The 24,060-nt window shown below is 57.7% G+C and carries 26 protein-coding genes; 14 read left to right on the top strand and 12 right to left on the bottom strand.

Annotated elements, in window-relative coordinates:
* The 6 genes from ACR0LH_RS02930 to ACR0LH_RS02905 all read left to right on the top strand — a co-directional run bounded on the left by ACR0LH_RS02930 (position 1) and on the right by ACR0LH_RS02905 (position 3,323).
* Positions 1-354, top strand: a complete 354-nt coding sequence (locus tag ACR0LH_RS02930; protein WP_170481155.1) for an Mth938-like domain-containing protein — start codon at positions 1-3, stop codon at positions 352-354.
* Positions 355-533: 179 nt separating this feature from the next.
* The gene (ccmA, locus tag ACR0LH_RS02925) at positions 534-1,148 is read left to right on the top strand and encodes a heme ABC exporter ATP-binding protein CcmA (RefSeq protein WP_480719630.1); all 615 of its coding nucleotides are present in this window, start codon (positions 534-536) and stop codon (positions 1,146-1,148) included.
* On the top strand, positions 1,145-1,801 hold the full coding sequence (gene ccmB, locus ACR0LH_RS02920; protein WP_480719629.1) for a heme exporter protein CcmB: 657 nt from the start codon (positions 1,145-1,147) through the stop codon (positions 1,799-1,801). The genes ccmA and ccmB overlap by 4 nt, the downstream gene beginning before the upstream one ends.
* 61 nt (positions 1,802-1,862) lie before the next feature.
* Positions 1,863-2,636 carry a heme ABC transporter permease gene (locus ACR0LH_RS02915; protein WP_480719628.1) on the top strand — a complete coding sequence of 258 codons (774 nt, stop codon included), beginning with the start codon at positions 1,863-1,865 and terminating at the stop codon, positions 2,634-2,636.
* Positions 2,633-2,791 carry a heme exporter protein CcmD gene (ccmD, locus tag ACR0LH_RS02910; protein ID WP_480719627.1) on the top strand — a complete coding sequence of 53 codons (159 nt, stop codon included), beginning with the start codon at positions 2,633-2,635 and terminating at the stop codon, positions 2,789-2,791. Before ACR0LH_RS02915 ends, ccmD begins: the two co-directional genes overlap by 4 nt.
* Entirely contained in the window at positions 2,784-3,323 is a 540-nt protein-coding gene (locus ACR0LH_RS02905; protein ID WP_480719626.1) for a DsbE family thiol:disulfide interchange protein, read from the top strand. Before ccmD ends, ACR0LH_RS02905 begins: the two co-directional genes overlap by 8 nt.
* 99 nt (positions 3,324-3,422) lie before the next feature.
* On the opposite strand, the gene acnA is transcribed toward ACR0LH_RS02905, so the two are convergent.
* Positions 3,423-6,113 carry an aconitate hydratase AcnA gene (gene acnA / locus ACR0LH_RS02900; RefSeq protein ID WP_170382641.1) on the bottom strand — a complete coding sequence of 897 codons (2,691 nt, stop codon included), beginning with the start codon at positions 6,111-6,113 and terminating at the stop codon, positions 3,423-3,425.
* Positions 6,114-6,340: 227 nt separating this feature from the next.
* Here acnA and ACR0LH_RS02895 point away from each other — a divergent pair, with 227 nt between their 5' ends.
* The gene (locus ACR0LH_RS02895) at positions 6,341-7,042 is read left to right on the top strand and encodes a DUF1223 domain-containing protein (protein WP_480719625.1); all 702 of its coding nucleotides are present in this window, start codon (positions 6,341-6,343) and stop codon (positions 7,040-7,042) included.
* Here ACR0LH_RS02895 and ACR0LH_RS02890 read toward each other — a convergent pair whose 3' ends face one another.
* The 4 genes from ACR0LH_RS02890 to purB form a co-directional block, all read right to left on the bottom strand.
* Positions 7,043-7,966: a lysophospholipid acyltransferase family protein gene (locus ACR0LH_RS02890; RefSeq protein WP_480719624.1), complete on the bottom strand. Its 924-nt coding sequence runs from the start codon at positions 7,964-7,966 to the stop codon at positions 7,043-7,045.
* Positions 7,967-8,073: 107 nt separating this feature from the next.
* Positions 8,074-9,165: a flagellar motor switch protein FliG gene (locus tag ACR0LH_RS02885; protein WP_480719622.1), complete on the bottom strand. Its 1,092-nt coding sequence runs from the start codon at positions 9,163-9,165 to the stop codon at positions 8,074-8,076.
* Positions 9,166-9,233: 68 nt separating this feature from the next.
* The gene (locus ACR0LH_RS02880; RefSeq protein ID WP_170481181.1) at positions 9,234-9,776 is read right to left on the bottom strand and encodes a hypothetical protein; all 543 of its coding nucleotides are present in this window, start codon (positions 9,774-9,776) and stop codon (positions 9,234-9,236) included.
* A 374-nt stretch (positions 9,777-10,150) separates the two neighbouring features.
* Positions 10,151-11,455, bottom strand: a complete 1,305-nt coding sequence (gene purB, locus ACR0LH_RS02875; RefSeq protein ID WP_480719620.1) for an adenylosuccinate lyase — start codon at positions 11,453-11,455, stop codon at positions 10,151-10,153.
* 164 nt (positions 11,456-11,619) lie between these two features.
* Here purB and ACR0LH_RS02870 point away from each other — a divergent pair, with 164 nt between their 5' ends.
* The 4 genes from ACR0LH_RS02870 (at position 11,620) to ACR0LH_RS02855 (ending at position 13,759) form a co-directional block, all read left to right on the top strand.
* The gene (locus ACR0LH_RS02870) at positions 11,620-12,042 is read left to right on the top strand and encodes a DUF6314 family protein (RefSeq protein ID WP_480719618.1); all 423 of its coding nucleotides are present in this window, start codon (positions 11,620-11,622) and stop codon (positions 12,040-12,042) included.
* A 75-nt stretch (positions 12,043-12,117) separates the two neighbouring features.
* Positions 12,118-12,705 carry a biotin transporter BioY gene (locus ACR0LH_RS02865; RefSeq protein WP_170382655.1) on the top strand — a complete coding sequence of 196 codons (588 nt, stop codon included), beginning with the start codon at positions 12,118-12,120 and terminating at the stop codon, positions 12,703-12,705.
* A 135-nt stretch (positions 12,706-12,840) separates the two neighbouring features.
* Positions 12,841-13,398, top strand: coding sequence for a hypothetical protein (locus ACR0LH_RS02860; RefSeq protein WP_480719616.1), 558 nt, complete (start codon positions 12,841-12,843; stop codon positions 13,396-13,398).
* A gap of 10 nt (positions 13,399-13,408) precedes the next feature.
* Entirely contained in the window at positions 13,409-13,759 is a 351-nt protein-coding gene (locus ACR0LH_RS02855) for a hypothetical protein (RefSeq protein ID WP_170382657.1), read from the top strand.
* 5 nt (positions 13,760-13,764) lie between these two features.
* Here ACR0LH_RS02855 and ACR0LH_RS02850 read toward each other — a convergent pair whose 3' ends face one another.
* Positions 13,765-14,979 (bottom strand): bifunctional alpha/beta hydrolase/OsmC family protein, encoded by a 1,215-nt coding sequence (locus ACR0LH_RS02850; protein ID WP_480719614.1) that lies wholly within the window; start codon positions 14,977-14,979, stop codon positions 13,765-13,767.
* A gap of 240 nt (positions 14,980-15,219) precedes the next feature.
* On the opposite strand from ACR0LH_RS02850, the gene ACR0LH_RS02845 reads away from it, so the two are divergent.
* A complete protein-coding gene (locus ACR0LH_RS02845; protein WP_480719612.1) occupies positions 15,220-15,408 on the top strand; it encodes a hypothetical protein in 189 nt (62 codons plus the stop codon).
* A 4-nt stretch (positions 15,409-15,412) separates the two neighbouring features.
* Here the strand turns inward: ACR0LH_RS02845 and dddP are convergent, their stop codons facing one another.
* Entirely contained in the window at positions 15,413-16,756 is a 1,344-nt protein-coding gene (dddP, locus tag ACR0LH_RS02840) for a dimethylsulfonioproprionate lyase DddP (protein WP_480719610.1), read from the bottom strand.
* Between the two features lie 123 nt (positions 16,757-16,879).
* Between dddP and ACR0LH_RS02835 the strand changes: the two genes are divergently transcribed.
* Positions 16,880-17,623, top strand: coding sequence for a heme-dependent oxidative N-demethylase family protein (locus tag ACR0LH_RS02835; protein ID WP_480719608.1), 744 nt, complete (start codon positions 16,880-16,882; stop codon positions 17,621-17,623).
* Between the two features lie 36 nt (positions 17,624-17,659).
* Here the strand turns inward: ACR0LH_RS02835 and ACR0LH_RS02830 are convergent, their stop codons facing one another.
* The 5 genes from ACR0LH_RS02830 to ACR0LH_RS02810 form a co-directional block, all read right to left on the bottom strand.
* A complete protein-coding gene (locus tag ACR0LH_RS02830) occupies positions 17,660-18,571 on the bottom strand; it encodes a hypothetical protein (RefSeq protein ID WP_480719606.1) in 912 nt (303 codons plus the stop codon).
* 199 nt (positions 18,572-18,770) lie between these two features.
* The gene (locus ACR0LH_RS02825; protein ID WP_480719909.1) at positions 18,771-19,532 is read right to left on the bottom strand and encodes a lytic murein transglycosylase; all 762 of its coding nucleotides are present in this window, start codon (positions 19,530-19,532) and stop codon (positions 18,771-18,773) included.
* 95 nt (positions 19,533-19,627) lie between these two features.
* The gene (locus ACR0LH_RS02820) at positions 19,628-20,257 is read right to left on the bottom strand and encodes an MSMEG_1061 family FMN-dependent PPOX-type flavoprotein (protein WP_480719604.1); all 630 of its coding nucleotides are present in this window, start codon (positions 20,255-20,257) and stop codon (positions 19,628-19,630) included.
* Positions 20,258-20,352: 95 nt separating this feature from the next.
* Entirely contained in the window at positions 20,353-21,759 is a 1,407-nt protein-coding gene (gene glnA / locus ACR0LH_RS02815) for a type I glutamate--ammonia ligase (protein WP_170382671.1), read from the bottom strand.
* A gap of 32 nt (positions 21,760-21,791) precedes the next feature.
* Positions 21,792-22,130: a P-II family nitrogen regulator gene (locus ACR0LH_RS02810; RefSeq protein ID WP_170382673.1), complete on the bottom strand. Its 339-nt coding sequence runs from the start codon at positions 22,128-22,130 to the stop codon at positions 21,792-21,794.
* A gap of 172 nt (positions 22,131-22,302) precedes the next feature.
* Between ACR0LH_RS02810 and ACR0LH_RS02805 the strand changes: the two genes are divergently transcribed.
* A complete protein-coding gene (locus ACR0LH_RS02805; RefSeq protein WP_480719602.1) occupies positions 22,303-23,889 on the top strand; it encodes an NAD(P)H-hydrate dehydratase in 1,587 nt (528 codons plus the stop codon).
* Positions 23,890-24,060 lie beyond the last annotated feature (171 nt).

Genomic DNA, 24,060 nt, shown 5'->3' with positions numbered 1-24,060 from the left:
ATGCGCCTGAATGAGATCACGTATAACAACGCAGTACCCGTCGACGGATATGGTCCGGGGTTCTTCCGAATTGGTGGAGAAGTCCACGAAGGGGCGGTTCTGACAAGCCCTCAGGGGACGACGGTTTGGAATGGCTACACGGACGAAGGCGCATTGCTGGCGCTGGCCGATCACATAGATGTACTGTTCATCGGAACCGGGGCCGAACTTGCCCATATTCCCGCCGATCTCCGAACCGAACTGGAAAGCGCTGGCATTGGGGTTGAGATCATGAGCTCTCCCGCTGCGTGCCGTACCTACAATGTACTGCTGTCCGAGGGGCGCCGCATTGCGCTTGCCCTAATCCCTGTCTAAGGGATCCATCTTCATCTGGCTAAAAATATCCCGGAGAGCGGGCATTGGCGCGCCATTGGTTCAAGCGCCAATGGCGGCGGGGCTGGCCCCTCACTTCTGCCAGTGTCAACAAAACACCATTCACGCTGTGCGGCAAATCCTGTCTTTTGTCCTTTCGTGCAATCCGTTAAGCGAAAGACATGACACTGACTGTAACCGAATTGGCCATCGCCCGAGGCGGCGTACCTGTGCTCGAAGGGCTCAGCTTTGAGCTGCACCCCGGTAAGGCGCTGATCCTGCGTGGTCCGAACGGGATTGGTAAAACCACATTGTTGAGAACGCTTGCGGGGCTGCAGCCTCCGCTTGCCGGGCAAATCCAAGGGGCCGAGGACCAGATTGCCTATGCCTCTCATTCCGACGGTTTGAAGCCAACTCTGACGGTCGTCGAAAACCTTGTATTCTGGGCGTCCGTATTTGGTACACATGACATTCAGCCTGCTTTGGACGCTTTTGCGCTGGTTGAGCTGTCTGATCGGCACGCTGGCAATTTGTCCGCAGGTCAAAAACGAAGGCTGGGGCTGGCTCGTATGCTGGTTACAGGTCGCCCGATCTGGATGCTGGACGAACCAACCGTTTCGCTGGATCGCGACGCGGTTCAGATGTTCGCAGATGCTGTCCGCGCGCATCTCGGGCAGGGTGGCTCTGCCCTGATCGCCACCCATATTGATCTGGGGCTGGACGGAGAAGTGCTGGATGTCGCCCCCAACAAGGCCAAACCGACACCCATTGACGAGTTCGACGGAGGCTTTCTGTGATAGCCCTGCTGCTGCGTGACCTGAAACTGGCTTTCCGCGCGGGCGGCGGTTTTGGTCTTGGCCTTGCGTTCTTTTTGATTGTCACGGTTCTGGTGCCGTTTGCGGTTGGCCCGCAATCATCGCTGCTGTCGACCATTGCCCCCGGTATTCTGTGGCTGGGTGCGCTGCTGGCCTGCCTTTTGTCTTTGGACCGTTTGCTGGCGCTGGACTGGGAAGACGGCTCGCTCGACCTGCTGGCAACAGCGCCCCTGCCGCTTGAGGCGGTCGTGACGATCAAGGCTTTGGCTCATTGGTTGACGACCGGTCTACCGTTGGTTCTCGCCGCTCCGTTTTTGGGGGTTCTGTTGAACCTGCCGATACCGGGATACTTCTGGCTCGTTGTTTCTTTGCTGATCGGAACCCCGGCCATGAGTGTCATCGGAACATTTGGCGCAGCCCTTACCGTTGGCCTGAAACGCGGTGGTCTTCTTCTTTCGCTGCTGGTGCTGCCGCTCTATGTACCCACGCTGATCTTTGGGGCCGAAGTAGCCCGCCGTGGCGCAACCGGGATGGAGACCCAAACCCCACTGCTTATGCTGGCCGGTATCACCGCCGCCACAATCGCGCTGTTGCCCTTTGCCAGCGCCGCCGTTTTGCGTATCAACCTTCGGTGACCGGTTCAAAGATTGACTGAGGTCAATTGAGAACGAAACCGACTCGGACTAGATAAGGCCCATGTCTATCGCAGCCAAAGCCAACGCTCTGTGGGAATATGCAAACCCGCGCAAGTTCCTCGCAACCAGCGAACGGGTGCTTCCGTTCTTTTGGGTCACCTCTGTTGCGTGCATCGTGATCGGTCTGATCTGGGGCTTTTTCTTTACGCCGGATGATTACAAACAAGGCTCGACCGTCAAGATTATCTATCTGCATGTTCCGGCTGCGCTGATGGCGATCAACTGTTGGCTCATGATGCTGGCGGCTTCGCTGGTCTGGCTCGTGCGCCGTCACCACGTTAGCGCCCTTGCCGCGCGTGCTGCCGCTCCGGTCGGAATCGTCATGACATTGATCGCGCTGGCGACCGGCGCAATCTGGGGACAGCCGATGTGGGGCACGTGGTGGGCCTGGGACCCGCGCTTGACCTCGTTCCTGATCCTGTTCCTGTTCTATCTGGGCTACGTCGCCCTGTGGGAGGCGATTGAAGACCCCGATACGGCTGCCGATCTGACATCGGTCCTATGTCTGGTTGGCTCAGTCTTTGCGATCCTCAGCCGTTATGCGGTGAATTTCTGGAACCAAGGGCTGCATCAAGGGGCTTCGGTTATGCGTGCCGCTGCCATTACCGGATCAGACACAGAAGAAAAGGTGAGCAATATCTACTTCTATCCGCTGCTCGTTTGCATCATCGGGTTCGTACTCCTGTTCATCGCGCTGGTTCTTTACCGAACCGGAACTGAAATTCGCGCCCGTCGGGTCAAGGCGCTGCTGGCACGGGAAAGGGTGGGTGGATGATGCCTGATCTTGGAAAATATGCGGACACTGTATTGTGGTCTTATGTAGTGTCCATCGGCCTGCTGGCTGCGCTGATCGTTCTAAGCATTATGCGCGGTCGCAAAGTTCGGGCTGAGATGGAAAAGGTAGAAGGCAGGATGTCGCGTAATGGCTAAGATTTCACCGCTCATGATCGCTCCGCCGTTGATTTTTGCGGCCTTTGCCGTACTCGCAGGAATCGGCATGTTTCGAGACGACCCCGACGCGCTGCCTTCTGCGCGGGAAGGGCAGCCAGCCCCTCCGGTCGTCGTGACGGATTTCTCTGGCAAGCCGAATTTCGACGATGCCACCCTTAGAGATGGCGAGGTCAAACTGGTCAACTATTGGGCCAGTTGGTGCGCGCCGTGCCGTGTTGAGCACCCCAATCTGCAGGTGCTTTCGGATGAAGGTATTCCGGTCTACGGGATCAATTACAAAGATAAGCTTGCAAACGCCGAAGCATTTCTGGCCGAACTGGGCGATCCCTACGCCGGTATCGGACGCGATGAGCAGGGCCGCATGGGGCTGGATTGGGGTGTCTACGGAGTGCCAGAGACATACGTGATTGACGGGCAGGGCACGATCATCCTGCGCTTTGCGGGGCCGATTACAAAGCGCGCGATAGAAAGCACCATCCGCCCGGCGCTTGAAAAGGCCGCTGGCAATTAACCCGTTGACTTGAAGTCTTCCGATCTGAGGACGCGCTGAACAGGGCGCAAAGAAAAAGGGGCGCTCGGGTGAGCGCCCCTTATACGTTCTTGCAAGAGCTTAGCTTGCTTTGGCGAGATTCCGCAGCACGTAGTGCAGAACGCCGCCGTTCTCGATGTATTCGATCTCGGGCGCGGTATCGATACGGCACTTCAGAGTGATGGTTTTCTCGGACCCGTCACCATAGACGATCGTGCAGGGCACTTCCTGCAACGGTTGGATAGTGTCCAAACCGTGGATCGAGACAGTTTCGTCACCCTTCAGGCCCAGCGATTTGCGGGTGTCGCCGCCGGTGAACTCGAACGGAATAACGCCCATGCCAACCAGGTTCGAGCGGTGAATACGCTCAAAGCTTTCTGCGATCACTGCTTTGACACCCAGCAGCGCGGTGCCTTTGGCTGCCCAGTCACGCGAGGACCCGGCGCCGTACTGTTCGCCACCAAAGACGACCAGCGGTGTGCCCTGTTCCTGATATGCCATCGAGGCTTCGTAGATCGAGGTTTCAGCACCGTCTGGGCCTTTGGTATAACCGCCTTCGACGCCGTCCAGAATCTCGTTCTTGATGCGGATGTTGGCAAAGGTGCCGCGCATCATGATCTCGTGGTTGCCACGGCGAGAGCCATAAGAGTTGAACTCGCGCGGCTGCACCTGACGATCAATCAGGTATTTACCAGCGGGCGTGGTGGTTGCGAAGGACCCCGCAGGCGAGATGTGGTCGGTCGTGACCATATCGCCCAGAATGGCCAGAACTTTAGCGCCTTCGATATTGGTGATGGTGCCGGGTTCGGTGCCCATGCCCTGGAAGTAGGGCGGGTTCTGAATATAGGTCGAGGTCGCAGGCCAGTCATAGGTCTCGGCGTCGGTCGTCTCAACACCCTGCCACTTTTCATCGCCCTTGAAGACGTCGGCGTATTTCGACTGGAACGCTTCGCGGGTGACGGTCTGTTCAACCAGTTCCGCAACCTCCTGCTGTGTCGGCCAGATGTCTTTCATGAAGACATCGTTGCCGTCCTGGTCTTGACCGATCGGCTCGGATGTCAGGTCGATATCCATGGTGCCGGCCAGCGCATAGACCACGACCAGCGGCGGAGAGGCCAAGTAGTTGGCGCGCACGTCAGGCGAAATGCGACCTTCAAAGTTACGGTTGCCCGACAGGACCGACGTGGCAACAAGGTCACCTTCGGCAATCGCCTCGGACAGTTCTTTCTGGATCGGGCCAGAGTTGCCGATACAGGTGGTGCATCCGTAGCCAACGAGGTTGAAGCCAACCTTGTCCAGATCTTCCTGAAGGCCAGCGGCCTCAAGATAGGCGGACACGACTTGAGAACCCGGAGCCAGCGAGGTTTTTACCCAAGGCTTGCGGTTCAGGCCCAGAGCGGCCGCCTTACGTGCCACTAGACCCGCGCCGATCATCACATACGGGTTCGAGGTGTTCGTGCACGATGTGATCGACGCGATCACGACCTTGCCCGATTCCATGGTGTAGTCTTCGCCCTTAACAGCGATTTCCTTACCCATCGGACGCTTGAAGGTCTCTTCCATCTCTTTGGTGAAAGCGGCCTTGGCACCTGTCAGGGCGACATAGTCCTGCGGACGTTTCGGACCCGAGATCGCGGGAACGATGGTGCCCATGTCAAGGCTCAGGGTGTCGGTGTAGATCGGCGCGTAGTCTTCGTCGCGCCAGAAGCCGTTTTCCTTGGCATAGGCTTCGACCAGCGCAATCCGGTCTTCGTCGCGGCCGGTGTTGCGCAGATAGCGCAGGGTTTCACCGTCGATCGGGAAGAAGCCACAGGTCGCGCCGTATTCCGGCGCCATGTTCGCGATGGTTGCACGGTCTGCAAGCGGCAGACGGTCCAGACCTTCGCCGTAGAACTCGACGAATTTTCCGACAACGCCTTTTTCACGCAGCATTTCAACGACCTTGAGAACCAAGTCGGTGCCAGTGGTGCCTTCAACCAGCTCTCCGGTCAGTTCAAAGCCGATGACTTCGGGGATCAGCATCGAGATCGGCTGACCCAGCATCGCGGCCTCGGCCTCGATACCGCCAACGCCCCAGCCAAGAACGGCCATGCCATTGACCATCGTGGTGTGGCTGTCGGTGCCGACCAGAGTGTCAGGATACGCGACTTCGTCACCGTTCTGATCGGTGTCCGTCCAGACGGTCTGGGCCAGATATTCCAGGTTCACCTGGTGGCAGATACCGGTTCCCGGCGGCACAACGCGGAAGTTGTTGAAGGCGTTCTGGCCCCATTTCAGGAACTGATAGCGTTCCATGTTGCGCTCGTATTCGCGGTCAACGTTCATTTGGAACGCGCGCGGATTGCCGAACTCGTCGATCATGACCGAGTGGTCGATGACCAGATCAACAGGATTCAGCGGGTTGATCTTCTGCGCGTCGCCGCCCAGACCTTTGATCCCGTCGCGCATTGCGGCCAGATCGACCACCGCCGGAACGCCAGTGAAGTCCTGCATCAGCACGCGGGCAGGGCGGTACGCAATCTCGCGGGGGTTCTTGCCACCGCTTGCGCCCCATTCGGCAAAGGCTTTGATGTCGTCGACCGACACAGAGAAACCGTCGTCCTCGAACCGCAGCATGTTTTCCAGCACCACTTTCAGCGCGGCTGGCAGTTTCGAGAAATCGCCCAGACCGGCTTCTTGAGCCGCAGGGATCGAGTAATAGGAAATGGATTTGCCATTCACGCTCAGGCTGCGGCGTGTCTTGGCGGTATCCTGTCCGACTTTGATGGGCATCTAATGGCCTCCCTCTCAAATGACGTGGATTTTGGGATTCGCTGGTGGCTATCTGCATCACCCAAGCGCGCGGTTCAAGGTCCAAGACGCAGGGTGCGGCAATTTTTGTATACCATTGCACACATTTTTAAGGATAGCGCGCTCCAAAGGTCTCAAGAAACCTTGATTGGAGGTTGAACAGCGTTCCGGGTAAACCCGTTCAGCATCCGTTAAACCCAAGAGCCGTCATGTACAGATTCGTTCCTGCGTCCGCTTACCTCTCTTTGTTTCTGGCGGCCTCGGCCTCTGCTGATAGTGGTCCGGTGGTCGTAGAGCTGTTTACGTCTCAGGGCTGTTCGTCTTGTCCCCCGGCGGATCAGATCATGCATGAATTGGCCAAACGCGACGATGTCATCGGGTTGGCCCTACACGTGGACTACTGGGACTATATCGGTTGGAAGGACGAATTCGCCGATCCTGACCACACAGAGAGGCAACGCGCCTACGCCCGTGAAGCGGGACGGTCGATGGTCTATACGCCTCAGATGGTGGTTAATGGCCAGCAGGACGTTGTCGGAGCGCAGTCTCTTGAGCTGGATCGGTTGATTGACGCTCATCTTGCGACCCAGCCAGAGGCTTCGGTCACGGCAGTACAATCAGGGGACAAGGTCGTAATTGATGTGGCCCCGACCGCGCTGCTGGCACCAGATTTGTATGACGTTCGCGTTGTCCAGTATTCTCCGATGCGGCACGCTTCTATTCGCCGTGGTGAGCTGGCCGGGCATGATCTGGACTATGCAAATGTGGTTGAGACCTGGCAGATCGCGGGTCAGTGGAACGGCGATGAACCGCAGGAGTTCTCTGTTTCGCTGACGTCTGACTTGCCTGCCGTTGTGCTTGTCCAGAGAGCTGGGCATGGCCCCATCGTAGCGGCCACCCGCATCAAGTGATCACGGCATGTCCTGTGGCTGCACCCCAAGGCCGTTCCACGGCTTCCAGCGCCGGTGAATCCAAAACCACTGCCCCATATGCTGTCGGACCACGGCTTCGAGGTCATCATTGGTATATTGGGTCATTGTCTTTGCGTCTGTGTGGGGCACGGGGTCGTGCAGAACTATTTCAAAATCCAGACCATTAGGTTGGCGCACTGCGTAGCACGGGATCATGACCGCATTGTACTTCATCGCCAGCTCTGCGTTCAGCACCGAAGTCACCGCGGGCTTGCCGAAAAACATCAGTTCTTCGCCGCCATGCGCGTGTAGGTCGGAAACGATGGCGATGATCCCGCCCTTTTTCAAGGAACGCACCATCTCGACCATCCCCCGGCGCCCCTGTTCAAACATGGGCGCGCCGGTTTTGTAGAAGGCGTCAACATACATCTCGTTGAAATAAGGATTTGCCATACGGCGGTAGAGACATCCGATCGGCTCGCCGCCACGCTCCTGAAGGGCAATGCGCGCGGCAAGATAATGGCCGAAATGGGCGGTGATCATCATGACCGGTTTCCCTTCGGCCACGGCGGTATCAAACGCCGCAACGCCGGGGCCCGAAACCTTTGCATTGCGTTGACGCTCTGTAAAACCTTCGGGCGAAAAATGCTCCATAATCGCCCGGCCCGCATTGTCTGGAACGGCGCGACAAATGCGCTCTACTTCGGCATCGGACAGTTCGGGACACGTCAGTTCGAGATTGCTGCGCACCCGTTTGGAGAAGCCTACGATCGGGGCGAGACCACGCACGATGCCCCCCATCGCGGCAATGCGTTTTTCGTAGGGCAGCATGCGCATAGCGCCCACAACTCCTTTAAGAAACAGACCAGTGACGTAGTATTTGCCAAGCTCAAAGCGGCTTAGTTCAGACTTTTCAACGGGCATAAGAGGTTCTCGGCAACAATTGCGATCTGCCGGGCCAGACATACAAGCCGGAACTCGTAACCACAAGTATTCTGCGCAGAGTTCGGAACTTCTGCTGGCCCTTTGACCTATTCGTCAATTTCTTCTGCGATAAGTGTGATGCTGCCGTCATCCGCCAAAGCGCGAATGGCGCTGACGATCTGGGTCATGGCTTCTTCGGCCTCTGATTGTTTGACGTTGCCGCGTTCGCTCATCTGCTCTCGCAGGTTGTCGGCCATCCGAGACGACATGTTGGAAAGCAAATATTCGACGGTGGATTGGTCTTGTTCTGTTTCAGCCCCAGCGAGCGCGGCTACCAGGACAGGCTCGTCGACGCCGCGCAAAACGGCAGGGACATCGCGAGGCAGGACACGGCTTGGAATGTGGGCAAAGGTAAAGATTGATTGCCGGACGACACTGGCAAAGTCTGAATCTTCTTCGTCAAGCGCAGTTAACAACCCATCGCGTGTTGATGCAGCAGACTGGTTCAGGATTGCCCCGACTCGCGGCCCCGGAGCATCGGAAAACGCGACTGCTGGGCGTTGATCAATTTGAGCGGCCAACGACCATCCGATCTGCTCGACTGCTTCTGGGGTTACGTTGGCGGTTTTGGAAACAGCGTAGGTAATGCGACGGGCCACAGGGCCGGGCAGAAGCCCCAGTAGACGTGCGGCTTTGGCGGTCTCTAGCTTTGACAGCATGACTGCGGCGATTTCGGTGCTTTCCGCCTGAACCATCTCGGCCAATTCCTCGGTCGGGATCTGACGCAGGCGTTCCCACGGATCACCAACTTGGCGGACACCGGCGACCTTGCGCAGGCGCGCGGCGGTAGCAGGGGCGAGTTTCCCGTTCACTGCATCCAAGGCACCAGCCAAACCGTGTGGAAAGGACAGGCCGACGCTGTCCAGCGCTTCTGCGAATTCCTGCGCGACTGCATCAAGCGTCACGCGATCCACCAATCCCATCTGGCCCAGTTGGTGGGTCAGATTCTCCTGCAGTTCGTCTGGAAGTTCTTCAAGCGGAATATCCGCGCCTTCGTTCAACAAAAGGCGCACGACCACTGCCGCCTTTTGCCTGTTGCTGAGCCTGCGTGGAACCACGCGCGGCGTTTCGTTGTTTTGTTCGGGCAACGGGGTATTTGAGCCCGATGCCACCTGTACCAAAGTATTTGCGTCCTGCATCTGCCTGCGGTGCCATTCTTCTGTTCCGCAGGCAGGTTAGCGAGAGTCGGGTAAAGAAAGGCTGAAGCTTAGTAGCTATATGTCAGCCCCGTGCGGATCGCTTCGCGCAGGGACGCCTCGGCCCAGGTTCCTTCGCCGCCCCGCGCTTTGATCTCACGCCATTGCGCGATCGCGAGGTCGGTTTTGCCTTCCAAGACATAGCCCTGTGCCATGTAGGAACGCGCCAGAAGGTTGTCGGGGTTCGTTTGGATTGCATCGTTGTAGAAACTGTTCGCCAGCTCCAAATCGCCCATTTTGCGGTAGGTGAAGCCCCAGTATGTCATGACGCGATCATCGGCCTGATCCATGACCCGAAGAATGTTCTGAGCATTCTCTAGCTGCCCATCGTAGGCAAGTTCGCGAACGGCCTCATAAAGTTCATCTTGGGTAAAGTTCGTTTTGTCCGGCTTCACGCAGCGACCGCGGTCTTTGTCGTAAACGCGTCCGAACAGGCATTTCTTGGTGGTGTTTGTCGGCTTGGGCGGGCTGGCGCTATCCCCGCCTGCGGCATGCAAAGCCGGTGCGAATGCAAATGCCTGAAGAACAATAGCTGAAGCGAATACGATGCGCATTTTCCTACTCCGTTGTCTGAGCTGCTCTGATCAAGCTAGCGCGTTCTCACGAAAAGCTAACAGCCATTCGCTCGCTTTTATTCACAAGTAGGAAAGATTTTATCAGCTGTTCACAATTTTAGCGCAGCTCTGGCTTTCGGTGTCCCAATAGGTTCCGGGCGCGCAGGACTGAGTTTGCTTTGAGTGGCCGTTGCAGGCCAAGGCAAACGAAGCCGTGCAAGAAAGTGCCAGTGCGCAAAGAAGGGTGCGGATCATCTTTGGGTCTCCTGTTCGGAAATACCCTGCCATCATATCCGAAAATGACCGCTCTGGCAAAAGAACGGCCCGGATCACGTCTTGTGGTCCGGGCCGAAAGATATTCTGAATGGGTTGTTTTATTCCCCGAATACGCGGGCGAAGATCGTATCGACGTGCTTGGTGTGATAGCCGAGGTCGAATTTCTCCTCGATCTCCTCGGTGCTCAGCGCGGCTGTTACGTCGGCATCCCCAAGAAGTTCGGTTTTGAAGTCCTTGCCTTCTTCCCAGACCTTCATCGCGTTGCGCTGTACCAGACGATAGGCGTCTTCGCGGCTGACGCCGGCTTGGGTCAGGGCGAGCAGCACGCGCTGGCTCATGACCAGACCACGGAACTTGTTCATGTTGGCCAGCATGTTTTCCGGGTAGACGACCAGTTTGTCGACCACGCTGGTCAAGCGCGACAGGGCAAAGTCCAGCGTCACGGTCGTGTCAGGGCCAATGTTGCGCTCGACTGAGCTGTGCGAGATATCGCGCTCGTGCCAGAGGGCCACGTTTTCCATCGCGGGGACCACGGCCATACGCACCAGACGGGCCAGGCCGGTCAGGTTTTCGGTCAGGACCGGGTTGCGCTTGTGCGGCATGGCGGACGAGCCCTTTTGACCCTTCGAGAAGAACTCTTCGGCCTCCAGCACCTCGGTCCGCTGCATGTGGCGGATTTCTACGGCGATGTTTTCGATGCTGCTGGCGATGACGCCCAGCGTGGCAAAGAAAGCCGCGTGGCGGTCGCGCGGAATGACTTGCGTGCTGATCGGTTCGGGCACCAGCCCCAGTTGATCGCAGACATGTTCTTCGACACGGGGGTCGATATTGGCGAATGTGCCAACCGCGCCGCTGATTGCGCCGGTTGCGATTTCGGCGCGCGCGTCGCGCATGCGCGACAGGTTGCGGTCCATCTCTGCATAGAAACGCGCAATGGTCAGGCCCATGGTGGTGGGTTCGGCGTGGATGCCGTGGCTGCGGCCGATGCGAACGGTTTCCTTGTGCTCGTAGGCGCGGCGCTTGAGGGCGGCCAGCAGACCTTCGAGGTCAGCGATCAGGATATCCGCCGCGCGGGTAAGCTGTACGTTAAAGCAGGTATCCAGCACATCAGAAGACGTCATGCCCTGATGTACAAAACGGGCTTCTTCACTGCCAACATGTTCGGCCAGGTGAGTCAGAAAGGCGATGACGTCGTGTTTGGTGACGGCCTCGATCTCGTCAATGCGGGCCACGTCGAATTCCACGTCTTTGGCCTTCCACACGGCATCGGCGTTTTCGCGCGGGATCACGCCCAGATTGGCCATAGCTTCGCAGGCATGGGCTTCGATCTCGTACCAGATGCGGAACTTGGTCTCGGGCGACCAGATGGAGACCATCTCGGGGCGGGAATAACGTGGAATCATTGGCAGCGGCACCTTTTTGTGATTTGGCAGAGGGGCGATGCGGCGCGGTTTAAACCCACCCGCGCAAGGGAACAAGGCACGAGTGCTGGTATGAGACGGTTTGACCTGATTTTGGCGGCGAAAGAATTCCGCCTACTGACCGGAAATGAGATTCTGGAGGCTTTATGACCCTGCCGCAAAGCCTGTCGGAGTTTGAGGGCTGCTGGAGCCTGACCCGCGTCATTCGCGATGCAAAGGCAGGTCAGGTCGTGCACGCCGACGGAACAGCGATCCTGAGCCGTTCAGACGACGGGCTGATCTACGACGAAGACGTTACTTTGCGCCTTCCGGGGCAACCCGAGATGAAGGGAACCCGCCGCTATCTTTGGCGTGACGACGGGGAAAAAGTTGCGATTCATTTCGACGACGGCCGCTATTTTCACGCGCTGAAACTGGGGGAAATGCAGGTGTCAGATCACCATGACTGTCCACCGGACAGCTACGATGCCGTCTATGACTTTTCTACTTGGCCACGCTGGAGCGTGCGCTGGATCGTGTCCGGGCCTCGCAAATCCTATGAAATGGACACAGAATATATGCTGCGGTAGCGTAATCATCTTGCAGAAAAGGCTATGACAGGGCATTGCTGTCGCAGAATCTCGGTCCGAATTGGGAGAAGGAAGATGAATTCAAATGTTCTGGCCAACGCGATTGGTCCGCGCGAGGGAACAGCGCTGCGCGTCAAGCAGGTTGTTCTGGTTGCGCTGGGCATCGTTGCCCTGGCCGTCGCCGCGAAAATCAAAGTACCGATGTGGCCTGTACCGATCACGATGGGCACTTTTGCCGTTCTGACCATTGGCACCGCCTATGGCGCCCGTCTGGGTCTTGTGACGATGCTGGGTTACCTGCTGGTCGGAGCGCTGGGCTTTGACGTTTTCGCCGGGTCTTCGGCTGAAAAATTCGGCCTGACCTACATGATGGGCGGCACCGGTGGCTATCTGGTGGGTTACCTGATGGCGACCGTGCTGCTGGGCGCTCTGGCTGCGCGCGGCTGGGACCGTTCGGTTGGCAAGCTGGCGCTGGCGCTGGTTCTGGCAAACGTCCTGATCTATGTCCCCGGCCTGCTGTGGCTGGGTCAGCTTTACGGCTGGGACAAGCCGATCCTGGAATGGGGTCTGACACCGTTCCTGGTGGGTGACGCGATCAAGCTGGCTCTGGCCGCTCTGTTGATCCCTGGCCTGTGGAAACTGGTGGGCGACGCCCGCGCCTGATCTACGGCAAACTGACATTGAATGAACCCGCGCCGGAGTGCTTCCGGCGCGGGTTTTTTTGTTCCATTCAGATACTGGACAAAGCGCGCGATCACGGTTCAGTGTGAACCCACTAGATCAAAAGGTTTTTGAGTCATGCATATTCCGTTGGGTTCCGTTTTACCCTTTTGCACCGCGTTGTGGCTGAGTGTCGTTCCGGCCGTTGCCGATACACCGATCACCTACACCGATCAGGGGCGTGCCCTATTCAGCTTTGCGGTCCCTGATTTCTGGGCTGTCCGCACCGGTGGGCCACGAGAGATTGAGGACACCGAGCTGGCCGACCCGCGCGCCGTTGCGCGCGTGATCGGCGTTCGTCCCGTAACGGATGACAGCGCATGGATGGGGTTTGTTTCGCCTGCCGGTGTTGCCTCGATCGATGGAGGGCTGCGTTATCTGCAGGACGTCGACAAGTTTCTTGTGAACGATCCTGATGTTTCCGAGTCCGTTTCTACACGGATCGGCGGTTTGCCTGCCCGTGTGATCCGGGGAACAGGCACGCGCGAAGGGCGCGGCGTGAACTTTACCGCCACTGTCATTGATTTACCACGCGACCGGGTTGCGGTGGTCATTGCTGTGCTGCGCGATGGTGCCGACCCAGCCTATGTAGACGATCTGAACGCCGTTTTCGCGTCGTTCCGATCCGCGCAGTAGGGAGGCTCAGATGACCTATAAACTATTGAAACGGTCAATTCTGGCGCTGGGACTTGGCGCCGCTAGCTTTACCCTTTCCGCCTGCGATGGCGTGACGGTCGGGGTTGGGTATGGATACGGTTACGGGTACGACCCGTTCTACGACTCGATGCTGTGGAATGACTATTATCATGATGTGAACCGCCCGAACCGGCCACGTCCGCCTGAAGGGAAACCGCCAAATCGACCCCAGCCGCCAGTCGGGAAACCGCCCGCGCGCCCCAGACCGCCTGTTGCCAAACCACCGGCGCGCCCGCGCCCTCCGGTTGCGCGACCGCCAACAGCACGGCCGCCAATTCACCGCCCAGCTCCACGGCGCTGAGGTTTTCAGGTCAGGAGTTCGGTTGTGATCTGAGCTGATCCCTCAAGCGTCCTGTGTACAGGGCACTTGTCGGCGATCTCTAACAGACGCGCACGCTGGGTTTGGTCAAGCGGACCTTCCAGACGGATTTTCCGCCGGAACAGGTCGACTTTGCCGTCACTGACCAACCCTGCGTCCTGCGCGTGAACCTTGTCGTGGCAGACATCGACGGTGATGCCCGTCAAAGGCCAGCCCTTGCGCCGGGCATACATGCGGATCGTCATCGAGGTGCAGGCACCTAACCCCGAAGACACAAAACCATAGGGCGACATACCCTGATCGGTGCCTCCGTATGAGGCGGGCTCATCTGCGACGGCGTGATGCCGGGGGCCGGACTGGATGTCCTGCAGGAACCCAGCGGGATCAGCCTCGGTCACGCGCACGACGCCTTCGGGCGCACCCGGCGGAGGGGCGGGGGGACACAGCGGAACATAACGTGTGACCCACGCGGCGATAACGTCTGCAGCGTACTCGGCATCCGACGCGCGCGTGATCAGGTGATCCGCATCGTCTAGCGTCACAAAGCTCTTGGGATGTTTGGCCGCCAGAAAGATCGTGCTGGCATTGTCTACGCTGACCGTTTCATCCAACGGGGCGTGCAATACCAAAAGCGCAGCCTTCAGATCGGCAATGGCGGGGGTCAAGGCGGATTCCGAGATGTCGTCCACGAAGGCTTTGCTGATACGGAAAGGACGTCCGCCCAGCGTGACCTCGGCAGAGCCTTGCTGCTGAATCTCGGGCAGGGCGTTTTCAAAGTGGTGCGATACATGCCCCGGATCGGCCGGAGCACCCAACGTTGCGATGGCTTTGACGGTGGGAATACCCGCACGAGCCCGCAGCACGGCTGCGCCCCCCAGCGAATGACCAATCAGCAAAGACGGGGCCATGTTGCGTCCGGCCAGATACTGGGCGGCGGCGATCAGATCCTCGACATTCGATGTGAAGGTGGTGTTTGCAAACTCGCCCTCAGAATGGCCCAAGCCGGTAAAGTCAAAACGCAGCACGGCAATGCCCATACCCGCCAAACGCGCGGAAATACGGCGTGCAGCGGGAATATCCTTAGAGCAGGTAAAGCAATGCGCGAACAGGGCTGTCGCCAAAACTGGCCCGTCCGGCAGATCAAGACGGGCCGCCAGTTGGTTGCCGTCGTGACCGGCGAATGAGATGCGTTCCGTGGGCATGGCGGCTCCTTAAACTTGCTGCTGTCGCTAATACTGTGGTCATCAAGGGGGCCGCTCAACCCTTATGTAGTAAGCGTCACGTGAAGGTGAGCCGAGAGTAGGGGGCAGTGAAGCCCAACCCGAAGCGGGAAATCATTTCATCAATAAATGTGATGTTATTGCGAATAAATATTCGTTTTTAAAATTAATGCCGCACCCTCATCTTTGGGCTGTCACCAATTCGCAGCCAAGGAGAGTCTCATGGCGCATATCATCACAGCACCCCGCGGATTTACCCCGCGTCCTGACATTCTGATCGCGATTGTCCTGACCGGGATAATCAGCTTTACCGCCGGACAGTATACCTCGCACCCTTCGGTGGCCCCATCGGTTGGCGCTGAAATCGAAGACTGGCACGGCAATGTGCGGCGTTCAAACTGGCCGGGCTAGTGGGTCAGCTTTGACCCATCAGCATCGGATCGAACGGGTAGGTGGTGAGGTTTTCGTACCCATCCTCGGTGATCAGAACCTGATCTTCGAGTTTGATTGAAAAGTCGCCACCAACCTCTCCGACCGCTGCTTCAACGCAAAGCACCATGCCGGGCTCCAGCGGGTAATCATAAGCGCCTGCCACCGCTTTATCCGGGTAAGCGACAAGCGGCCATTCATCACAAAGACCGACCCCGTGCATCAGGCAGCCATATTTCTGCGCCTGAAACTTGTCATCCAGCCTGTGGCAGTTGGCGGTCAGGTCGGGGATCATCACGCCGGGTTTCAGCATCTCCATGTTGGTCATGATGTGCTCATGCGCGTGCTGCATGGCATAGACCATATCGGCCCGGGGCTTCTCGTCCCCAATCCACCAAGTGCGCGAGATGTCGATGCAGATGCCGTAAGATCCGATCAGATCGGTATCAAAGGCGATGATCTCGTTCTTTTGCGTGATCCGAGGCCCGCATTCCTGAAACCACGGGTTGGTGCGCTGACCCGAAGCCAAAAGACGCGTTTCGATCCATTCGCCGCCACGTCGGATGTTTTCCGCGTGCAGAACAGCCCAAATATCATCCTCTGACGTCTTTCCGTCGCCCACATTGGCGCGGGCGAACTTCTCCATCTCGGCCACGGCGGTTTCGCAGGCGTGGCTGGCACAGCGCATGGCCAGTATTTCATCCGGGCCTTTGATCGCGCGGGTTTTCTCGGTGACCTCTTCGCCTTCCATGATCTCGAACCCTTGCGCCTCAAGCGCGCGCAGGCCATGCAGCATGATTTTGTCGACCGCCAGCCGCTTGTTGCCGCCGCTATGTTCCTCGATCAAAAGACGCACTTCGTTTGAAAATACGTCAGCCGCGATATCAACCTTGTCGCCCCGGTCGAAGTAGAACAGATCGGCACCGGAACGTTGTTCGCGCACCAAGGGGTTGAACGTCGAGAGGAACGGGGAGTTCTTATAGTCCCAGATCACCATGTAGCCATCGGCGCACAGCAGAACCGCGCGGAACGGGTTATGGGTGTTCCAGAGCTGCATGTTCGTGCTGTCAGTCGCATAGCGGATGTTGAGCGGGTCGAACATCAGCACCCCGCCATACCCCCGGTCCACGATTGCTTGGGTCAGACGTTTCCACCGAAACTCTCGCATCCGGCTCAGGTTGGGCAGGCTCAGGCCCGCTGCCTCCCACTCGGTGAATGCCAGTTGAGTGGGTCCGATCTCGATCCGATCCAGTTCGTTTGGCGTGCCGTCCCCAAGGGTGGCCCCTTTGGTTGGGTCGATCTTGCGGCTGTCCCGGTAGTGCTGGTTCATGGTGGGCCTCCCTGGCTGTTCGTAGACCGTGGAGAATCATTCCCGTTTCGTCTGAAAAAAATGCGACGACCGGTTCGTCGCTTTTTGACCGACAAGGAAAACTTCTGGTGATAGGTGAATCGCATGACGATCATACTGCAAAACTCGATCCCCTATGACCCGCTGACCCCGCGCCCTCTGCCGGGCATTCAGCCGACGTCGCTGGACACATGGCTGCACCGGGACGACGCCTTTGCCGCGCAGATGCAGCGTCGGGATGCTCTGTTGAAGGAAAAGCGCGGGGATGTTCTGGCATTGGATGCATCCGCCGAACCCGCCGCGCAGGAGGTTTTGGACCTCGTGCTGCAACATGCCTATCCGGGGTGTTCCGATCTTGTCATCCGCCCGGATGGACACGAGGTGCCGGTCGACCGTGACAACCCGATGGATACTTTGTGCCGACTGGTTCAAGAGGACATCTGCATCCTGCAAAAGCATGGGGATGAGCATGTCCTGACCGGCGCAGTTTTGTGTTTTCCCGCCAGTTGGACTCTGTCCGAGAAGTTCATGCGCCCTCTGATCGACATCCACGTGCCGGTCGCGAGCTACGACGAGAACATCGCGCGCCGTGTCCAGCGTTTGTTCGATGGGATTCAGCCGGACCGTCCGCTCTGGCGGTTCAATGCGTTGTGGTATGAGGATGCCGAACTGCACCAACCCCGCAGCGAGAGCGCGCGGCGCGAAGTCAAAAAGCCCGGCAACGCCCGGTATCTGCGTAGCGAACGGCAGGCCTTGTTGCGGCTACCGAAAACCCAAGCCGTTGTGTTTTCGATCCATACCTATGTTCTGGAATCAAACAGCCTGCCAAAAATGGAAAACCCCGCCTGATGGCGGGGCCTCCTAGGAGGGTCTTTGGTTCGTGAACTACATGCCCAGGGCGTTAGCGACGCCTGCGAGCGCACCGCTTGTGCTGAGAGCGGAGATCGCAACCGTATAGGCAAGTACTTGTGTATTTAGACGAAAGTCTTCGCCCCTGATCAGGTTCACTGCGGCCATGGATGCCGCGATCGGGACTGACACGCTGGCCACGGCACCCGTGAGTCCCCAGCTGGTAAGCCGGAGCATGTCATTGGGTTGGTCGTGGTCGAGGGGGGGCGTGTCGTCCCGATCTGAAGTCTGCTCGGTGGTTTCTGTCCGAAAAGCGATGCTGAGCAACTGCTCATCTGACAGCTGGATCGGCCGGGCTGCTGGTTTCAGCGCCTTTTTTTCTGGCTCATCCAGGTCTTCTTCCTCGGTAATGTCCAGCCCCGCAAACGGGCCTGAGACTGCCTCGAAAATCTGTTTTCTGTTCCGCTTTTTCGCGGGCGGTAGAGTGTCAAAGGCACTCATGAATTGCTGGATTGTCAGCACGGTGTTGGGTGAAAGCCACTCAACACGCTGCGTCGAGCAGATGTCGACCATCCGGTAAAGGATGACCACCAACATCAGCTCGGAAATTTCGCTGTCGTCCAATAGGGCTGAGACCGGGCAGATCGTGACCGTCAACCGGTTCTCAGGCAAGGTTACGGCTGGCTTTTGAATGGTTTTCAAACCTGCTGCGCGATCCATGCGCTCGAAACGGTCTTCGGTCTGGACAACCTGCGTGTCCAAAGTCAGACGCACGAGGTATTGGCTGGATACGATGCTGGCTTCGGTTGTATCCCGTACTGTCTTGCGTTCAACCAGATGACCGTAGTCTTCCAGAGTGGCAGCAACGATGGCTGCGAAACGTTCGATCGCGCCTTCGGTCTCACCGTTGAACTGCAGACCGCCGTGGTAGCTGTGCTTGGGAGTCACTGCCTTTTCCTTTGTCGCATCCTCTCGTGAAAACAAATTTACCAAGCGAAATTGGGCAGATTTGGGCGAAAATGGAAAAAAATGAGAAAATGCAAAGATTGATTACGCTATGGAAACCTAGGCATTTTAGGGGCTGTTTAATGTCTGTGGCGACAATGTGGCTGAATTGAGGAACGCCGGTGCGGAAACAAGGCAAGCGTCAACTATCGATTCGGGCGGCCATAATCGCGATAGATTGTTGGTAGACCGTGGCTGCATTCCACTGCTGAATCACTGCGAAATTCGGCTGCCCGGGTTGATAGCCCCGGCCAGGTTTCCAACCCTTCTTACGCAGAAAATTGGCCGTTGAGGCCAACGCATCAGTCATATTGTAAAAATCGACCTTGCCATCGCCCGTGGCATCGACCCCGTAGGTCAGAGCGTTACCGGGCAGAAACTGCGTGTGCCCCAATTCGCCATGTTTCGCCCCCTTGGTCGCTGTCGTAATGCTGCCTTTATCGATCAATTTAAGGGCGCCGATGGCGTGAGGGACAAAGAACTCGGATCGGCGACAATCATAGGCAAGCGTGGTTATTGCTGACACAACTTGACTGTCTCCCATAAAGTTTCCAAAGCCGGTTTCCATCCCGTGGATAGCAATCAAAACCCCCGCAGGTACCCCGTATTGGCGTTCAAGAGCCGCATAGAACTGCGGGTTGCGGGCTTTGCGTTTGCGCCCTTGAGCGACGATTGCGTTCGCTCCGCGCACCTGCATGAATTTGTCCAAGGAGTATTTAAAGCTCTTTTGGTTGCGGTCGGCGGCGATGGTGCGCGTTGCGTAGGTCGTCTGGGACAGCGCCTGTAGACCCCTCTTTTTCACCCCGGCGCGCTTGGCTTGCCTTGCAAAGTCGGATTTCCAGGCTTCAAACCCCGCGCTGGTGTTGCCACAGGGCGCGGCCACGCCGGCGGTTGGAAGGGACATGGCTAGGATGAGGGCTAATCGAAACACTGTCAAAATCCGGTCGGCTGAAATGCTGAGTCCAAGCCTATGCGGTATTCCCAGATGCGCAAAGAGGTTTAATACAGGTCCAGTTCACCCGTTCCTTTCAGGCTTTCAAACCACTCTTCGGGCGTTTTGTTGATTTTCGCGTGTTTGACCATCATCGCGTTCATGTTTGGCAGGCCAGACGAATCTGGCCATGAATCCGGCTGCCAGAGGCCTGACCGGATGACGCATTTGGGACAATGGGCAAAAACGGTTTGAACCTGAATCAGTAGGGCGAGTTTGGGCGGGTGGTCCTGCACCGCCATATTCTCAAGAAGCGCGGGGTCAGCACAAATGCGGGCGGTCCCGCGAATACGCAGGGTTTCCATCTTGCCAGGAACAAAGAAGATCAGGCTGATGCGGGGATCTTTCAGGATGTTGTGAAACGTATCCACGCGCTTGTTGCCCGGTCGGTCGGGAATCGCGATCAAACTGTCTGAAAGGGTGTGAACAAAGCCCGCCGGATCGCCGCGCGGAGAGACATCCAGATATCCGTCGGGGTTGGCCGAGGCGATCACGCAGAAGGAGGACATGGCGAGAAAATCACGACACATCTGATCCAGTGCGGGCAACTCCTTGGCAACAACCTGAGGCAAGGGCGCGCCGGTGATCTGCTCCAGCGCTTCGGGGGTGGTCACGAAGTCCGAAAATTCAGTATCCATGCGATCTCCTCCTGTTTTGTCAGTCTGGAAGATCGACCCAAATGAAACAAGGGCGCCCGAATGGACGCCCTTGCAGATGTAAACCCAGAACCGGATTAGCAGCTATAGTACATGCCGTATTCAACCGGGTGCGGGGTGTGCTCGTAGGTTTCGACCTCTTCCATCTTCAGTGCGATGTAGCCGTCGATCTGGTCTTTGGTGAACACGTCGCCCTGCAGCAGGAAGTCGTGATCGGATGCCAGAGCTTCCAGAGCTTCACGCAGCGAGCCGCAAACGGTCGGGATGTCGGCCAGTTCTTCGGCAGGCAGATCGTACAGGTTCTTGTCCATGGCTTCGCCCGGATCGATCTTGTTCTTGATGCCGTCCAGACCAGCCATCAGCAGAGCGGCAAACGCCAGGTAGGGGTTCGCGGCCGGATCGGGGAAGCGAGCCTCGACGCGCTTGGCTTTCGGGCTTTCGGTCCACGGAATACGGACACAACCCGAACGGTTACGAGCCGAATAAGCGCGCAGAACGGGGGCTTCAAAACCCGGGATCAGACGCTTGTAGCTGTTGGTCGAGGGGTTGGTGAAGGCGTTCAGGGTCTTGGCGTGCTTCAGGATGCCGCCGATGAAGTACAGAGCTTCGTCCGACAGGTCAGCATATTTGTCGCCAGCGAACAGTGGCTTGCCGTCTTTCCAGATCGACATGTTGACGTGCATGCCGGTGCCGTTGTCACCTGCGATCGGCTTCGGCATGAAGGTGGCCGATTTGCCGTAGGCGTGTGCAACGTTGTGGATGACGTATTTGTACTTTTGCAGTTCGTCGGCTTGCTTGGTCAGGCTGTCGAAGATCAGGCCCAGCTCGTGCTGACAAGACGCAACCTCGTGGTGGTGCTTGTCAACTTTCATGCCCAGACGCTTCATGGTCGACAGCATTTCCGAACGCAGGTCTTGCGCTTCGTCAACGGGGTTCACAGGGAAGTAGCCACCCTTGACGCCCGGACGGTGGCCCATGTTGCCCATCTCGTACTCGGTGTCGGTGTTCCACGATGCGTCGGTTGCATCAACTTCGTAGGATACCTTGTTGATGCTGTTCGAGAAACGAACATCGTCAAACAGGAAGAATTCGGCTTCGGGACCCATGTAAGCCACATCACCGATACCCGAAGATTTCAGGTAAGCCTCGGCTTTCTGGGCGGTGCCACGCGGGTCACGCTCATAGGCTTCGCCTGTGTCGGGCTCAACGATCGAGCAGTGCAGGCAGATGGTCTTTTCCGCATAGAACGGATCGACATAGGCGCTTTCGGTGTCGGGCATCAGTTTCATGTCCGATGCTTCGATCGACTTCCAGCCAGCGATCGACGAACCGTCGAACATGAAGCCTTCTTCCAGGAAGTCTTCGTCAACCTGGTCGGACATGATGGTCACGTGCTGAAGCTTGCCGCGCGGGTCGGTGAAGCGGATATCGACGTATTCAGCATCCTCTTCCCGGATCAGCTGAAGAACTGCGTCCTTGCTCATACTCTCTATTCCTCTGATTTGAGTGCGTTCGATTACAGCGCTTCCGAGCCGGCCTCACCGGTCCGAATGCGAATGGCTTGTTCAACGGGCGACACGAAAATCTTGCCGTCGCCGATCTTGTCCGTTTTAGCAGCCGAGACGATGGCATCGATGGCGGCATCGACCTGATCGTCGTCCAAAACGACTTCGACCTTCACCTTGGGTAGAAAGTCGACCACATATTCCGCACCGCGATACAGTTCGGTGTGACCTTTCTGACGACCAAACCCTTTTACCTCGATCACGCTGAGACCCTGAACACCCACGTCCTGCAGTGCCTCTTTCACCTCATCGAGTTTGAACGGTTTGATGATCGCTTCGATCTTCTTCATCCCGAGCTCCCTTTAACTCTTGTCAGGATGGCAGTGACCACGTCTAAGATCGGTCGGCAATCTGATTGCGGAAAAGGCCGTGTTCGAGTGCGGAGAAAATAAGCGTCAGGTCAAATTTTGATCGACTTGCACAAAAAATAATCAAAAATGAATCGTCGGGGGGGGTATTGAGATGAACGAATTGCTGACTGCTGCGCAGATGCGGGCCATTGAACAGGCGGCAATTGAGTCTGGGGAAGTCACCGGTTTGGAGTTAATGGAGCGGGCCGGGCAGGGCGTTGTCGATGCGATATTCGAGAAATGGCCAAAGTTGAAGGATCGAGGGGCCAGCCCCTCGAGCTCCCCGGGATATTTGGGGCCAGATGAAGAGGATCCGCTGCGCGCTGTGGTGCTGTGTGGCCCGGGGAACAATGGCGGCGACGGGTTTGTCGTGGCGCGGTTGTTGCACGGGGTAGGTTGGGAGGTTGAGGTGTTCCTGTATGGGGATGCCGATAAACTGCCGCCGGATGCGCGGGTGAATTATGAGCGGTGGTGCGAGGTTGGGCGCGTTCGGGAGTGGTCGATTTCCACAATTGCCGGATTGTCCGGCTATGACCTTTACGTGGACGCAATATTCGGGGCGGGGCTGACGCGAGAGCCGTCGGCTGCCATTCTTGCGCCTTTGGTGCAGTTACATGTCGCGGGCGAAACCTTTGACCGCATGGTTTGCATTGACGCTCCGACCGGACTTTGCATGGACAGTGGACGTGCGTTGAGCGAGGAGTATGGTGCGGTTTGCGGATACTTGACTGTCACTTTCCACCGGCGTCGCCCAGGGCAGTTTCTTGCGGATGGTCCCCACTATTGTGGGGCTCTGCGAGTGGTAAACATCGGGTTGCATGGCACTGGAAGTGGCTGTGCGACGTTGGTTGATCTTGTTCAGTCGGGAGAGCTTCGCAAGGGAGACGGCGAACACAAATACACTCACGGCCATGCGCTGATCCTGTCAGGCGGTGCCGGCAAAACCGGCGCGGCGCGGTTGGCGGCACGTGGGGCCTTGCGGATCGGGGTGGGGTTGGTGACGCTCGGTGTGCCTCCGGCAGCGCAGATGGAAGTTTCCGCGCAGGTGACGGCTATCATGCTTCGCAGGGTCGAGGCCGCCGAGTCATTGTCGCATGTCCTGCAGGATGAGCGGTTGAATGCTCTCTGCCTGGGTCCGGGTTTGGGGGTGGACCGTGCGCGCTATTTGGTGCCGGTAGCTTTGCAGGCCGGGCGTTCCGTAGTGCTGGATGCGGACGCGTTGACGGCTTTTTCAGATGACCCTTCTTTCCTGTTTGGCATGCTGCATGAGAAGTGCGTCCTGACTCCGCACGGCGGCGAGTTCGCACGCCTCTTTCCTGATATCTCGGAAAGGTTGAGCGCCGAAGCCACGGCTGGGCCGGCGTTTTCAAAGGTTGACGCAACCCGCGAGGCCGCTGAGCGGGCGGGGTGCGTTGTGTTGTTCAAGGGGCCGGATACCGTCATAGCGGCACCCGATGGCAGTTGTGCGATCAATTCGGCGGCTTATGATCGGTCGGCCCCTTGGCTTGCAACTGCGGGGTCAGGGGATGTTCTGGCGGGTTTCGTCACGGGGTTGCTCGCGCGGGGGAGCACTCCGATGCAAGCTGCGGAAGCTGCGGCGTGGCTGCATGTGGAATGTGCACGAACATTCGGCCCCGGGCTGATTGCAGAGGATTTGCCGGAACAATTGCCAGTGGTTCTAAAGCAATTGAATATGTGATTATATCGGCGATAATTGGCCGAGTGCGGTCGATCTAGGCGGCAAATAGCTTACGAGGGGATCAAGACCTTACAGCGAATGTTTGCAACGCGCATGACGGAGCGGCAAACTTTTGTTGCCTGACTTTTGAGAGGGAAGCGTAAGGGCATTTAAGGTTTTGAAAAAAATATA

This window comes from Ruegeria sp. CL6 (assembly GCF_056536465.1).
The sequence above is the reverse complement of the archived record's forward strand: the minus strand, read 5'-3'. Positions and strand labels throughout refer to the sequence as shown.

What these genes read in the sequence shown, in the direction of transcription:
- ACR0LH_RS02915 (WP_480719628.1), top strand. Translation starts at nt 1,863, where the DNA reads ATGTCTATCGCAGCCAAAGCCAACGCTCTGTGGGAATATGCAAACCCG.
- acnA (WP_170382641.1), bottom strand. Translation starts at nt 6,113, where the DNA reads ATGCCCATCAAAGTCGGACAGGATACCGCCAAGACACGCCGCAGCCTG.
- ACR0LH_RS02805 (WP_480719602.1), top strand. Translation starts at nt 22,303, where the DNA reads ATGAACGAATTGCTGACTGCTGCGCAGATGCGGGCCATTGAACAGGCG.
- ACR0LH_RS02820 (WP_480719604.1), bottom strand. Translation starts at nt 20,257, where the DNA reads ATGGATACTGAATTTTCGGACTTCGTGACCACCCCCGAAGCGCTGGAG.
- ACR0LH_RS02895 (WP_480719625.1), top strand. Translation starts at nt 6,341, where the DNA reads ATGTACAGATTCGTTCCTGCGTCCGCTTACCTCTCTTTGTTTCTGGCG.
- ACR0LH_RS02825 (WP_480719909.1), bottom strand. Translation starts at nt 19,532, where the DNA reads ATGTCCCTTCCAACCGCCGGCGTGGCCGCGCCCTGTGGCAACACCAGC.
- ACR0LH_RS02850 (WP_480719614.1), bottom strand. Translation starts at nt 14,979, where the DNA reads ATGCCCACGGAACGCATCTCATTCGCCGGTCACGACGGCAACCAACTG.
- ACR0LH_RS02885 (WP_480719622.1), bottom strand. Translation starts at nt 9,165, where the DNA reads ATGCAGGACGCAAATACTTTGGTACAGGTGGCATCGGGCTCAAATACC.
- ACR0LH_RS02855 (WP_170382657.1), top strand. Translation starts at nt 13,409, where the DNA reads ATGACCTATAAACTATTGAAACGGTCAATTCTGGCGCTGGGACTTGGC.
- ACR0LH_RS02845 (WP_480719612.1), top strand. Translation starts at nt 15,220, where the DNA reads ATGGCGCATATCATCACAGCACCCCGCGGATTTACCCCGCGTCCTGAC.
- ACR0LH_RS02865 (WP_170382655.1), top strand. Translation starts at nt 12,118, where the DNA reads ATGAATTCAAATGTTCTGGCCAACGCGATTGGTCCGCGCGAGGGAACA.
- ACR0LH_RS02905 (WP_480719626.1), top strand. Translation starts at nt 2,784, where the DNA reads ATGGCTAAGATTTCACCGCTCATGATCGCTCCGCCGTTGATTTTTGCG.
- ACR0LH_RS02890 (WP_480719624.1), bottom strand. Translation starts at nt 7,966, where the DNA reads ATGCCCGTTGAAAAGTCTGAACTAAGCCGCTTTGAGCTTGGCAAATAC.
- dddP (WP_480719610.1), bottom strand. Translation starts at nt 16,756, where the DNA reads ATGAACCAGCACTACCGGGACAGCCGCAAGATCGACCCAACCAAAGGG.
- ACR0LH_RS02860 (WP_480719616.1), top strand. Translation starts at nt 12,841, where the DNA reads ATGCATATTCCGTTGGGTTCCGTTTTACCCTTTTGCACCGCGTTGTGG.
- ACR0LH_RS02930 (WP_170481155.1), top strand. Translation starts at nt 1, where the DNA reads ATGCGCCTGAATGAGATCACGTATAACAACGCAGTACCCGTCGACGGA.
- ACR0LH_RS02870 (WP_480719618.1), top strand. Translation starts at nt 11,620, where the DNA reads ATGACCCTGCCGCAAAGCCTGTCGGAGTTTGAGGGCTGCTGGAGCCTG.
- purB (WP_480719620.1), bottom strand. Translation starts at nt 11,455, where the DNA reads ATGATTCCACGTTATTCCCGCCCCGAGATGGTCTCCATCTGGTCGCCC.
- ccmD (WP_480719627.1), top strand. Translation starts at nt 2,633, where the DNA reads ATGATGCCTGATCTTGGAAAATATGCGGACACTGTATTGTGGTCTTAT.
- ACR0LH_RS02835 (WP_480719608.1), top strand. Translation starts at nt 16,880, where the DNA reads ATGACGATCATACTGCAAAACTCGATCCCCTATGACCCGCTGACCCCG.
- ACR0LH_RS02880 (WP_170481181.1), bottom strand. Translation starts at nt 9,776, where the DNA reads ATGCGCATCGTATTCGCTTCAGCTATTGTTCTTCAGGCATTTGCATTC.
- ACR0LH_RS02810 (WP_170382673.1), bottom strand. Translation starts at nt 22,130, where the DNA reads ATGAAGAAGATCGAAGCGATCATCAAACCGTTCAAACTCGATGAGGTG.
- ccmA (WP_480719630.1), top strand. Translation starts at nt 534, where the DNA reads ATGACACTGACTGTAACCGAATTGGCCATCGCCCGAGGCGGCGTACCT.
- glnA (WP_170382671.1), bottom strand. Translation starts at nt 21,759, where the DNA reads ATGAGCAAGGACGCAGTTCTTCAGCTGATCCGGGAAGAGGATGCTGAA.